At 38.7% G+C, this 13485-nt stretch carries 9 protein-coding genes and 1 pseudogene; all 10 read left to right on the forward strand.

All coding sequences use genetic code 11. The features are described from left to right. Positions 1-62: 62 nt before the first annotated feature. The 10 genes and pseudogenes from rpoC to ACEVFT_RS24000 all read left to right on the forward strand — a co-directional run bounded on the left by rpoC (position 63) and on the right by ACEVFT_RS24000 (position 13450). A complete protein-coding gene (rpoC, locus tag ACEVFT_RS23950) occupies positions 63-3746 on the forward strand; it encodes a DNA-directed RNA polymerase subunit beta' (protein ID WP_205446167.1) in 3684 nt (1227 codons plus the stop codon). Between the two features lie 137 nt (positions 3747-3883). Next, entirely contained in the window at positions 3884-4132 is a 249-nt protein-coding gene (locus ACEVFT_RS23955; protein ID WP_205446166.1) for a ribosomal L7Ae/L30e/S12e/Gadd45 family protein, read from the forward strand. Between the two features lie 98 nt (positions 4133-4230). Beyond that, positions 4231-4650 (forward strand): 30S ribosomal protein S12, encoded by a 420-nt coding sequence (gene rpsL, locus ACEVFT_RS23960; protein ID WP_010860613.1) that lies wholly within the window; start codon positions 4231-4233, stop codon positions 4648-4650. Positions 4651-4799: 149 nt separating this feature from the next. Continuing rightward, positions 4800-5270, forward strand: a complete 471-nt coding sequence (gene rpsG, locus ACEVFT_RS23965; RefSeq protein ID WP_155593039.1) for a 30S ribosomal protein S7 — start codon at positions 4800-4802, stop codon at positions 5268-5270. An 80-nt stretch (positions 5271-5350) separates the two neighbouring features. Beyond that, a complete protein-coding gene (gene fusA, locus ACEVFT_RS23970; RefSeq protein WP_205446165.1) occupies positions 5351-7429 on the forward strand; it encodes an elongation factor G in 2079 nt (692 codons plus the stop codon). 136 nt (positions 7430-7565) lie between these two features. Next, positions 7566-8753, forward strand: a complete 1188-nt coding sequence (tuf, locus tag ACEVFT_RS23975; protein WP_004233614.1) for an elongation factor Tu — start codon at positions 7566-7568, stop codon at positions 8751-8753. A gap of 155 nt (positions 8754-8908) precedes the next feature. Beyond that, positions 8909-9598 carry a response regulator gene (locus tag ACEVFT_RS23980; protein WP_342442027.1) on the forward strand — a complete coding sequence of 230 codons (690 nt, stop codon included), beginning with the start codon at positions 8909-8911 and terminating at the stop codon, positions 9596-9598. Between the two features lie 5 nt (positions 9599-9603). After that, positions 9604-10623 carry a sensor histidine kinase gene (locus ACEVFT_RS23985; protein ID WP_393951516.1) on the forward strand — a complete coding sequence of 340 codons (1020 nt, stop codon included), beginning with the start codon at positions 9604-9606 and terminating at the stop codon, positions 10621-10623. A gap of 96 nt (positions 10624-10719) precedes the next feature. After that, positions 10720-11481, forward strand: coding sequence for an ABC transporter ATP-binding protein (locus ACEVFT_RS23990; RefSeq protein WP_016995265.1), 762 nt, complete (start codon positions 10720-10722; stop codon positions 11479-11481). Further along, positions 11471-13450 (forward strand): annotated as a pseudogene (locus ACEVFT_RS24000) (FtsX-like permease family protein). Before ACEVFT_RS23990 ends, ACEVFT_RS24000 begins: the two are co-directional and overlap by 11 nt. Positions 13451-13485: the final 35 nt, after the last annotated feature.

Below are 13485 nucleotides of genomic sequence, written 5' to 3' on the forward strand. Positions count from 1 at the left end.
GCGATTATCGAGCTGCGTAAAAGAGTCTTTATAAAGACCTATACTAGAGGGAGGTAGGCTCCTTGATAGACGTTAATGAATTTGAATATATGAAAATCGGTTTAGCATCCCCTGACAAGATTCGTTCTTGGTCATATGGTGAGGTTAAAAAGCCTGAAACAATTAACTACCGTACATTAAAACCAGAAAAAGATGGTTTATTCTGTGAACGTATCTTTGGTCCAACTAAGGATTGGGAATGTCATTGTGGTAAATATAAACGTGTACGCTATAAAGGCGTCGTTTGTGACCGCTGTGGTGTTGAAGTAACACGCGCTAAAGTTCGTCGTGAACGTATGGGACATATCGAATTAGCAGCACCAGTTTCTCATATCTGGTACTTCAAAGGTATTCCTAGCCGTATGGGTCTAATTTTAGATATGTCACCTCGTGCCCTTGAAGAAGTTATTTATTTCGCTTCATACGTTGTGATTGATGCAGGTGCTACTAATTTAGAAAGTAAACAATTACTTTCTGAAAAAGAATACCGTGCATACCGTGAAAAATTCGGAAACACATTCGAAGCATCAATGGGTGCAGAAGCAATCAAAAAATTATTAGGCAAAATTGACCTAGAAGATGAAACACAATCTTTAAAAGAAGAGTTAAAGTCTGCTCAAGGTCAAAGACGTACTCGTGCCATTAAACGTCTAGAAGTTGTTGAATCTTTCCGTAACTCAGGAAACTCACCTGAATGGATGATTCTGGATGTACTACCTGTTATTCCACCAGAGCTTCGTCCAATGGTGCAATTAGATGGTGGTCGTTTCGCGACTTCAGATTTAAACGATTTATACCGTCGTGTAATTAATCGTAATAACCGTTTAAAACGTTTATTAGATTTAGGTGCTCCAAGCATCATCGTACAAAACGAAAAACGTATGTTACAAGAAGCTGTTGACGCATTAATCGATAATGGTCGTCGCGGACGTCCTGTAACAGGCCCTGGTAACCGTCCATTAAAATCACTTTCACATATGTTGAAAGGTAAACAAGGTCGTTTCCGTCAAAATCTACTTGGTAAACGTGTTGACTATTCTGGTCGTTCCGTTATCGTAGTAGGTCCAAACTTAAAAATGTACCAATGTGGTTTACCAAAAGAAATGGCTATCGAGTTATTTAAGCCATTCGTTATGAAAGAATTAGTAGAACGTGGTCTTGCTCATAACATTAAATCTGCTAAACGTAAAATCGAACGTTTAAACAACGACGTATGGGACGTTTTAGAAGATGTTATCCGTGAGCACCCAGTATTATTAAACCGTGCACCAACGCTTCACCGTCTTGGTATTCAAGCATTTGAACCAACACTAGTTGAAGGTCGTGCTATCCGTCTTCACCCATTAGTATGTACAGCCTACAACGCTGACTTCGATGGTGACCAAATGGCGGTTCACGTACCATTATCAGCAGAAGCTCAAGCAGAAGCTCGTCTTCTAATGCTTGCTGCACAAAACATCCTGAATCCAAAAGACGGTAAACCTGTTGTTACACCTTCTCAAGATATGGTATTAGGAAACTACTACTTAACTCTTGAACGTGAAGACGCACGCGGTGAGGGTACTGTTTTCTATGGTCCAAACGAAGTTTTAATTGCATATGATACAGGTCATGTACACTTGCATACACGTATCGCGATTAAAGCAAGTTCATTAAATAATCCAACATTCACGGAAGAACAAAATAATATGTTCTTACTAACAACTGTTGGTAAAGTAATCTTTAATGAAATCTTGCCAAAATCATTCCCTTATATTAATGAGCCAACTGATTTCAACTTAGAGCAAGTAACACCTGAAAAATACTTCGCTAAGTTAACAATTGATGAAGAAACACTAAAAGAGCTTGAATCAGATAGTGCTTATAATAACTTAGATGAAAAAGGGAAAATTGATGCACAACGTACAGCTGTATTGCGCAAATACTTTGCATCAGTCCCTGTTGTAAATCCATTCCGTAAGAAGTTCCTAGGAAATATCATTGCTGAAGTATTTAAACGTTTCCACATTACTGAAACATCTAAAATGCTTGACCGTATGAAAAACCTAGGTTTCAAATATTCAACACGTGCGGGTATTACTGTAGGTGTATCTGATATCGTGGTATTACCTGATAAAGGTGAAATTTTAGCAGAAGCTCAAGAGAAAGTAGATAAAGTTCAAGCACAATTCCGTCGTGGTTTCATTACAGAGGATGAGCGCTATGATCGTGTAATCTCAAGCTGGAGTGCTGCAAAAGATGAAATTCAAGCGAAACTGATGAAGTCACTTGAGAAAACAAACCCAATTTTCATGATGTCTGATTCAGGTGCCCGTGGTAACGCATCTAACTTTACTCAGTTAGCTGGTATGCGTGGTCTGATGGCCAACCCGGCTGGTCGTATCATCGAACTTCCAATCAAATCTTCATTCCGTGAAGGTTTAACAGTATTAGAGTACTTCATCTCAACTCACGGTGCTCGTAAAGGTCTTGCCGATACAGCTCTAAAAACTGCCGATTCAGGTTACTTAACGCGTCGTCTTGTTGACGTTGCACAGGATGTTATTGTCCGTGAAGATGACTGTGGTACTGACCGTGGCTTAACGATTGGTGCATTAATGGAAGGCACAGAACTAATCGAGGCTCTAGATGAACGTATTGTTGGTCGTCATACTAAGAAAACAATCTTCCACCCTGAAACTGGTGAAGTTATTCTTGCAAAAGACGGTTTAATCGACCAAGATATCGCTCGTGTAATTATCGAGACTGGTATTGAAGAAGTGACAATCCGCTCAGCATTTACATGTAATACAAAACATGGCGTATGTAAAAAATGTTACGGCATGAACTTGGCAACAGGTGAAAAGGTTGAAGTTGGGGAAGCAGTTGGTATTATTGCGGCTCAATCAATTGGTGAACCAGGTACACAATTAACAATGCGTACATTCCATACAGGTGGGGTTGCCGGAGATGATATTACACAAGGTCTTCCACGTATCCAAGAGATCTTTGAAGCACGTAATCCAAAAGGTCAATCTGTTATTTCAGAAATCGAAGGTACTGTTTCAGATATCACAGAAATTCGTGAAGGCTTAAAAGAAATCACTATTCAAGGTGACGTAGAAACTCGTAAATATCAAGCACCTTATAATGCACGTTTAAAAGTTATCGAAGGTGATAATGTAGAACGTGGTCAAGTTTTAACAGAGGGTTCTATCGATCCAAAACAATTGTTAAAAGTCAAAGACGTTTCAACTGTTCAAGAATATTTATTAAAAGAAGTTCAAAAAGTATACCGTATGCAAGGGGTAGAAATTGGTGATAAACATATCGAGGTAATGGTCCGCCAAATGCTTCGTAAAGTACGTGTAATTGAAGCTGGAGATACAGATTTATTACCAGGTTCATTACTAGATATCCACCAATTTGCAGAGGCAAACGCAGATGCTGTCATGAGTGGCAAAAATCCTGCAACTTGTCGTCCTGTTATCCTGGGTATTACAAAAGCTTCTCTTGAAACAGAATCATTCTTATCTGCAGCATCGTTCCAAGAAACAACACGTGTATTAACAGATGCAGCAATTAAGGGTAAACGTGATGAGCTTCTTGGATTAAAAGAGAACGTAATTATCGGTAAACTTGTTCCGGCAGGTACTGGTATGCAACGTTACCGTCAAATCCGCATCGAAAAAGATGAGCTTGACACAGAAGGCGTTTCTGCTGAATAGACATTAAAATAGGACCGAAGAGATGGAATTCCACCGTCTCTTCGGACTTTTTAAAGATATTAGTTGACAGTGTAAATGAGTAATGATAATATATTGAAGGTTGATAGTTAACTGTCTATACTTCGGAGGATATGAAAATGTCTTATGATAGAGTAAGGGCTAGTCAAACAATCATAGGTACAAAGCAAGCAGTAAAAGCAATGCAAGCCGGTTCAGTGAAAGAACTTCTTGTGGCACTTGATGCAGACAATTGGGTAACCGATTCGGCCATATCTTTCGCGAGAGAAATCGGTATACCAGTTATTCTTGTTGAGTCAAAAAAGGAACTGGGCAAGGCCTGTGGAATCCATGTTGGAGCTGCGGTAGTTGCAATTACTGTAGAGTAGTTTTTGTGTATTAAACACAAAGACTTTGTTTTTACCCAAAAAATGAACCACCTGGATGTGTGGTATTAACAAGGAATAAATGAAGGGAGGAAATATCGATGCCTACAATTAACCAATTAGTACGTAAGCCTCGTCAATCTAAAATCACGAAATCAAAATCACCAGCGTTAAACAAAGGATATAACTCATTTAAAAAATCTTTAACTGATGTTAAATCACCACAAAAACGCGGTGTTTGTACTCGTGTTGGTACAATGACACCTCGTAAACCGAACTCAGCGTTACGTAAATACGCTCGTGTACGTTTAACTAACCAAATTGAGGTTACAGCTTATATCCCAGGTGAAGGCCACAACTTACAAGAGCACAGTGTTGTTCTTATCCGTGGCGGACGCGTAAAAGACTTAGCGGGTGTTCGTTACCATATCGTACGTGGAGCTCTTGATACAGCTGGTGTAAACGGTCGTTTACAATCACGTTCTAAATACGGAACAAAACGCCCTAAAGAAAAAAAATAATTTAACGTTAGATAACGTTATTTAATACTGAGCCTCATACTAATTGTCACAAATATCGAATCTTGCTAGCAGATTTGATATTTGATCGACAAATACGATAAGGCCAACTTTATAAAATAATCGATAACTATTCGAAAGGAGGAAAACACATGCCTCGTAAAGGTCCTGTTTCCAAACGTGACGTGTTACCAGATCCAATTTATAGTTCAAAACTAGTAACTCGTTTAATCAATAAAATGATGGTTGATGGTAAAAGAGGTACTTCTCAAAAGATTTTATACGGTGCGTTCGAACTTGTTAAAGAACGTTCAGGTGAAAATCCAATTGAAGTATTCGAAGCTGCTCTAAATAACGTAATGCCAGTTCTTGAAGTTCGCGCTCGCCGTGTTGGTGGTTCTAACTACCAAGTACCGGTTGAAGTACGTCCAGAACGTCGTACAACTTTAGGTCTTCGTTACCTAGTTAACTACTCTCGTCTTCGTGGTGAAAAAACTATGGAAGAACGTTTAGCTAACGAAATTCTTGATGCTTCTAACAACACTGGTGCATCAGTTAAGAAACGTGAAGACATGCACAAAATGGCAGAAGCGAACAAAGCATTCGCTCACTACCGTTGGTAATTTAGCCTATGTGTTAGCTAACAGGCTAACACAAGGTCTCTTATACAGTCTTTACCCCAATATGGAAGGAGAAATTTCCTATGAAACGCGAATTCTCACTTGAGAATACTCGTAATATTGGGATCATGGCTCACATTGATGCTGGTAAAACAACAACAACTGAGCGTATCCTTTATTACACTGGTAAGATTCACAAAATCGGTGAAACTCATGAAGGCGCTTCTCAAATGGACTGGATGGAGCAAGAGCAAGAACGTGGTATTACAATCACTTCTGCTGCAACAACAGCCCAATGGGCAGGCCACCGTGTAAACATCATTGATACTCCTGGACACGTAGACTTCACTGTAGAAGTTGAACGTTCATTACGCGTACTTGACGGTGCTGTTACAGTACTAGATGCTCAATCTGGTGTTGAGCCTCAAACTGAAACTGTATGGCGTCAAGCTACAACTTATGGTGTTCCACGTATTGTATTCATTAATAAAATGGATAAAACAGGAGCAGATTTCTTATATTCTGTAGGAACTCTACATGACCGTTTACAAGCAAACGCTCACCCTATCCAATTACCTATCGGAGCTGAAGATCAGTTCTCTGCAATCATCGACCTAGTTGAGATGAAAGCTACTTTCTATGGCGACGAAAAAGGTACAGCAGTAACTGAAGGAGAAATTCCTGAAGAATACCGCGAACAAGCTGAAGAATACCGTGAAAAACTAATTGATGCTGTTGCAAGTGTTGATGAAGAAATCATGGAAAAATATTTAGAAGGCGAAGAAATTACTGTTGCGGAACTTAAAGCGGCAATCCGTCGTGCTACAATCGCAGTAGAATTCTACCCAGTAATCTGTGGTACAGCATTCAAACACAAAGGCGTACGTCCAATGTTAAATGCTGTTATCGATTACTTACCATCTCCAGTTGATGTACCAGCAATCAAAGGTACTTCAGTAGATGGTGACGAAGAGTTAGAACGTAAATCTTCTGATGAAGAGCCATTCTCAGCTCTTGCATTCAAAGTTATGACTGACCCATTCGTAGGTAAATTAACTTTCTTCCGTGTGTACTCTGGAACATTAGATTCAGGTTCATACGTGCAAAACTCTTCTAAAGGTAAACGTGAGCGTGTAGGTCGTATCCTACAAATGCACGCTAACTCTCGTGAAGAGATTTCAAAAGTATTTGCTGGGGACATCGCAGCAGCAGTAGGTCTTAAAGACACTACTACTGGTGATACTCTTTGTGACGAGAAGAACCTAGTTATTCTTGAATCAATGGAGTTCCCTGAGCCAGTAATTTCTCTTTCTGTAGAACCAAAATCAAAAGCTGACCAAGATAAAATGGGTCAAGCTTTACAAAAACTTCAAGAAGAGGATCCAACTTTCCGTGCTCATACTGACACAGAAACTGGACAAACAATCATCTCAGGTATGGGTGAACTTCACCTTGATATCTTAGTTGACCGTATGCGCCGTGAATTTAAAGTAGAAGCTAACGTAGGTGCTCCAATGGTATCTTACCGTGAAACATTCCGTAGCTCTGCAAAAGTTCAAGGTAAATTCACTCGCCAATCTGGTGGTCGTGGACAATACGGAGACGTAACGATTGAGTTCTCTCCAAATGAAGAAGGTAAAGGATTTGAATTCGAAAACGCTATCGTTGGTGGTGTAATACCTCGTGAATACATCCCTGCAGTTGAAGCAGGTCTTCGTGACTCTCTTGACCGCGGTGTAGTAGCTGGTTACCCTCTAATCGACATTAAAGCGAAATTAGTATTCGGTTCTTACCATGACGTTGACTCGAATGAGATGGCGTTCAAAATTGCTGCATCTATGGCTCTTAAAGAAGCTTCGAAACTATGTGACGCTGTTATCTTAGAACCAATGATGAAAGTAGAAGTTGTAATTCCAGAAGAATACCTTGGCGATATTATGGGTAACATTACTTCTCGTCGCGGACGCGTTGAGGGTATGGATGCTCGTGGTAACTCACAAGTTGTTCGTGCAATGGTTCCTTTAGCAGAAATGTTTGGTTATGCAACAACACTTCGTTCTGCAACACAAGGTCGTGGTGTATTCTCAATGACATTCGATCATTATGAAGAAGTACCAAAATCAATTGCTGCTGAAATCATCAAAAAAAATAAAGGTGAATAATTGAATTTTCATCTTGCATAAAGTATAACTAATTTGTAAGCTATGATTGCAGGATAGGGGATGGGCCCGTTCTCTGTCGGCATTCATTCTATAAATTTCAAAAATAAAACATATAATTTTGAGGAGGCAATCTCTAATGGCTAAAGAAAAATTTGACCGTTCTAAAACGCATGCTAACATTGGTACAATCGGACACGTTGACCATGGTAAAACTACTTTAACTGCTGCAATCGCTACAGTTCTTTCTAAAAAAATGGGTGGTACAGCTAAATCATACGCTGACATCGATAACGCTCCAGAAGAAAAAGAGCGTGGTATCACAATCAACACTTCTCACGTAGAATATGAAACAGAAACTCGTCACTATGCACACGTTGACTGCCCAGGACACGCTGACTATGTTAAAAACATGATCACTGGTGCTGCACAAATGGACGGCGGTATCTTAGTAGTATCTGCTGCTGATGGCCCAATGCCACAAACTCGTGAGCACATCCTTTTATCTCGTCAAGTAGGTGTTCCATACTTAGTAGTATTCATGAACAAATGTGATATGGTTGATGACGAAGAATTATTAGAATTAGTAGAAATGGAAATCCGTGATCTACTATCTGAATATGACTTCCCAGGTGACGATATTCCTGTAATTAAAGGTTCTGCTCTTAAAGCTCTTGAAGGTGAACCAGAATGGGAAGAAAAAATCGTTGAATTAATGGACGCTGTAGATTCTTACATCCCAACTCCAGAACGTCAAACTGACAAACCATTCATGATGCCAGTAGAGGACGTATTCTCTATCACTGGTCGTGGTACAGTTGCAACTGGCCGTGTTGAACGTGGTCAAGTTAAAGTTGGTGACGTAGTTGAAATCATCGGTATCGCTGAAGAAGCAAAATCTACTACTGTAACTGGTGTAGAAATGTTCCGTAAATTATTAGACTATGCTGAAGCTGGTGACAACATCGGTGCTTTACTACGTGGTGTTGCTCGTGAAGAAATCCAACGTGGTCAAGTATTAGCTAAACCAGGTTCAATTACTCCACACACTAACTTCAAAGCTGAAGTTTACGTTTTATCAAAAGAAGAGGGTGGCCGTCATACTCCATTCTTCTCTAACTACCGTCCTCAGTTCTACTTCCGTACAACTGACGTAACAGGTATCTGTAACTTACCAGAAGGCGTTGAAATGGTAATGCCTGGTGATAACATCGAAATGACAGTTGAACTTATCGCTCCAATCGCTCTTGAAGAAGGTACTAAATTCTCTATCCGTGAGGGTGGCCGTACTGTAGGCGCTGGCGTAGTTGCTTCTATCCAAAAATAATTTTAGCTTTCGCTAATTTTCAAACCAATCTGTAGGGACGCTTACAGATTGGTTTTTTGTGTTAAAATAAGGGATATTAAATGGTTTTAAATAGTGTATGTATACATAATAGCTAGCATGTCATCTAGGATAAATAAAGGAGAGGAGAATTGAATATGGACATGAAAATCTTGCTCATTGAAGATGATCCATCAATTTTTAATATGATTCAAGAACGTTTTGCACAATGGTCATTACAAGTGGTTGGTCCAAAAAACTTTCAAAAGGTGATGGATGATTTTATAGAGGAGAAACCACATCTTGTGCTGATTGATATTCAATTACCTGCCTATGATGGCTTTCATTGGTGTCGAGAAATTCGTCATTTATCCAAAGTACCCATCCTGTTTCTCTCTTCTCGAGACCATCCAATGGATATGGTGATGGCTATGCAAATGGGAGCAGATGATTTTATACAAAAGCCATTCCATATGGAAGTGCTACTTGCGAAAGCACAGGCGATTTTACGAAGAACCTATGACTATGTTGAAGAGAAAATGGACGTTACACGTTTTAATAGTGCCGTTATTGATTATACAAGAAGTGAGATTATGTTTGATGGAGTCACTGCGTCCTTAACGAAAAATGAGCTTTTCATTTTACGAATTTTAGTAGAACAGGTTAATCAGATTGTTTCAAGAGACGAATTAATGAGAAAGCTTTGGGATGATGAACGTTTTGTTAATGATAATACTTTGTCGGTAAATGTTAATCGATTACGTACAAAACTAGAGGATATTGGTTTACCCGAAGTGATTCTAACAAAAAAAGGACTTGGATATATGGCAGTCAGCCAGGGGACGTGAAAAACATGCTATTATTATTTATAAGAGAACGCTTTGCATGGATCGGTTATTTCATTTTCATATTTACACTTCTAAATGTACTATTTTCTTTAGATGTTGGTTTAAATAGTATTTCAATATGGTATGTAAACATTAGTTTGCTTGTTAGTTTTACGCTCTTTTTTATCTGGCGTTATGTCACTGAAGTTGGGAAATTAAAAGATTTCCTGGGAAATATGGACGGCTACCACCTTGATGAAGCGCATAAAAATAGACTCGTTTTAACTCCTTTTCAGGAAGCAAGCTTTCGAAAAATAGAAAGTGTCTTTTATGAGAAGAACATGGAGTTAAATCAAGCTAAAGTGCTGCTACAAGAGTATTCAGATGAGTTGTTGGCTTGGGTTCATGAAGTAAAGGCCCCTTTAACAACTATTAATTTATTGTTAGAGCATGTTGAGGATATATCATTGCGTCGAAAATTAGAGAATGAATGGCTGAGACTACATCTTTTAGTCGATCAACAGCTACATCAAACAAGATTAGCCTCTATTGAAAAGGACAACTATTTAAATGAGGTTGAGCTGAAACCGATTGTCTATAAAGAAATTAGGGATATGCAGGCTTGGTGTATTGAAAAAGGCATTGGCTTTGAAGTCGCTGAGCTTACAGAGACAGTTCTGACTGATGGCAAGTGGCTGGCGTTTATTGTTCGACAAATTCTCTCGAATGCCATAAAGTATAGTCCAGCAAATTCTGAGGTCACAATTTTTACTGAACATGACCCAACAGGTGCGACATTATTACATATAAAAGATGTAGGTTTAGGTATTCCTTTAGAGGATTTACCTCGAATTTTTCAAAAATCATATACGGGAACAGCAGGGAGAGAATCCTCACAATCTACAGGTATGGGTCTTTATTTGGCATCTAATGTAGCTCGAAAAATCGGTATTCGTATTTATGTTCAATCGAATGTTGGAGAAGGCTCATTATTTACACTACGTTTTCCCTTACAAAATGAATATGTCAAACTAACAGGTAGATGACGAAATTGTCACCTACCTTTTTATATTGTCATGTAAAACGCACGAATGATTAGATGTGTCAGGGTACACTTGAACTATAGAAAGGGGTGTTATCAAGTGACAGTTTTAATTGGTCGTAAAATAAAGAAAGTGTATGGAAAAAAATCAACGGCTCAAGAGGTATTAAAGGGTATTGATTTAGAAGTGAATAAAGGTGAATTTGTAGGCATTATGGGCCCTTCTGGTTCAGGTAAAACCACGCTTTTAAATGTCTTATGCTCAATTGACTTTGCGACAGAAGGTGTTATTGAGATAAACGGTCACAGTTTACGTGGTATGAAAGAAAAAGCTTTAGCAAACTTCCGACGAGAGCAGTTGGGATTCATATTTCAAGACTATAACTTACTAGATACCCTCACAGTAAAGGAAAATATCCTTCTGCCATTAGCTATCAGTAAGTTACCGAAAGCTGTTGCGGAAAGTCGAGTGAAGGAGCTCACTTCTTTGCTTGGAATTACGGAAATTTTAAATAAATACCCCAACGAAATATCAGGTGGACAAAAACAGCGTACCTCTGCTGCACGTGCACTTATTACCAATCCATCATTGGTATTTGCAGACGAACCCACTGGTGCATTAGATTCTAAATCAGCCACAGCCCTTCTTCAAAATCTACAAAATATTAATGAAACAAAAGAGGCAACAATTATGATGGTTACACATGATGCTGTAGCTGCAAGCTTCTGTACACGTGTTTTATTTCTAAAGGATGGGCTTATCTATAGTGAACTTTATAAGGGCGATAAAACAAGGCAGGCCTTTTTCCAAGAAATTATGCATACACAAAGTGTGCTAGGCGGTGACGGGTATGAGTCTTAGTAAGCTAGTGCTTCAAAGTATGAAGAAAAATATGAAGCACTACTATCTGTATTTCTTTGCACTTATTTTTAGTGTTACATTATATTTTTCTTTTGTCACATTGCAAAATAATTCTGAAGTGTGGGCTGCTGTTCAAATGAGTGGAACGGCTGCGGCAGGATTTAAAGCAGCCACTTATATTCTCTATTTTATCGTTTTGTTCTTCGTTCTGTATGCAAATCATTTATTTATGAAGCGTCGAAGTAAGGAAATAGGCTTGTATCAATTGATTGGTATGACTAAGGGGCTAATCGTGCGCTTATTAGCGATTGAAAACATCCTCTTATTTGTTGGAGCCGTTATTATAGGTATGTTGGCTGGCTTCTTTAGCTCTCGTGTGTTTGCCATGATTTTGCTACGTATACTTGAAAAAGAGGCTCTTGTAACCATGACCTTTAGTACACAAGCTTTACAGCAGTCGATGATTGTATTTGCTATTTTATTGATCATCGTTCTTATATAGATGGCCTGGATGATTCATCGCGTTTCATTGTTATCACTATTTAGCGCAGCAAAACAAGCAGATGAGCGTGTGAGACGTTTTAGTGCATTACAGATGGTTATTGGCTTTATGGGTCTTATACTGATTGTTTATGGCTACTATGCGTCTACAAAGCTGTTTGATATCGAATCTGCTGGTAATTTATTTATTAATATGATTATTATTTTAGCTACTACAATAGGTGGAACATTCCTTGTTTTTCGTTTCTCTGTAGCATTTATTATGAATACTATTCGCTTAAAGAAAAAAGGGCATCTATCCATCCAAGATGTATTAGCATTAACACCCATAATGCACCGCATGAAGAGCAATGCAAAGTCATTAACGCTGATCACCGTGTTAACGGGCGTTTCTCTAGGTGTGACGACGCTGTCCTATATCGCCTACTATTCCTCAGAGGCGTCTGCATATAGCCAAGTACCTGGTGATTTCATATTGCTTGAAGAGCAGGGGCATTCATTCTTAGAGAAGTTAGAGGAAAATAACATTGCCTATGATAAAATAGACTATCGTTTGCAGGGAGTAACTGCTTCTGTAGGTCAATTGATGTCTAAAAAGCAGCAGGATAACCCTTTATATACGATGGAGGGGACGATCTATACCATTTCCCTTTCTGATTATCAGCAAAGTGTTCCAGAAGCCAAGTTATCGGGCAACGAGGTTATCCTAACAAACTATGGTGGTTATATGGCCGAGATGTTCCCGTTAGAGAAAGATCATGATTTAGTAGTATCTGCAGGAGAACTTGAAGAAACATTTCATGTCGTTGATGTTCATGATAAGAGTGTTATAAGTGGTATTGTAACGGCTGGGGGCGGAGGACCTATCTTTGTTGTGACAGATGATATGTTTAAAAGTTTAACTACGCAAGCAGCGCTTTATCCTTGGCATCATCAAACGACGATTACTTTAAAATCGAATGAAGATATAGCAGCAGCAGAGAAATTATATATTCAATCAAATGCAGGCATTATTATGGCTGTAGATGATAAGGGGAAAACACAGCAATATACACAATCATCCTACGAAGGAAAACGTAAAGACAATATTGAATCATTAGGTCTTACAATATTTACAACAGCATTTTTAGGATTAGCATTCTTAATGACAACAGGTAGTATTCTATACTTTAAACAAATGTCTGAGGCAGAGGAAGAACGTGGTTCTTATACAATCCTCCGAAAGATTGGATTTGCCGAAAAAGATATCATGAAGGGTATTTATATGAAGCAAGCCTTTAATTTCGGAGTTCCATTAGTTATTGGGTTATTGCATAGCTACTTTGCTGTTAAGTCAGGGTGGTTTTTATTCGGGACAGAGTTAACAGCTCCCTTGTGGATTGCAATGTGCTGTTATATAGCCTTATATACGATTTTTGCGATTCTTTCGGTAGGTTATTATAAAAAAGTTGTACGTGAATCGTTGTAATATTAAATAAGTAGAAATTCGAAAACAGTGTGGTG

The sequence above is a fragment of the Lysinibacillus sp. PWR01 genome, from assembly GCF_043359455.1.
GTDB classification, from domain to species: domain Bacteria; phylum Bacillota; class Bacilli; order Bacillales_A; family Planococcaceae; genus Lysinibacillus; species Lysinibacillus fusiformis_F.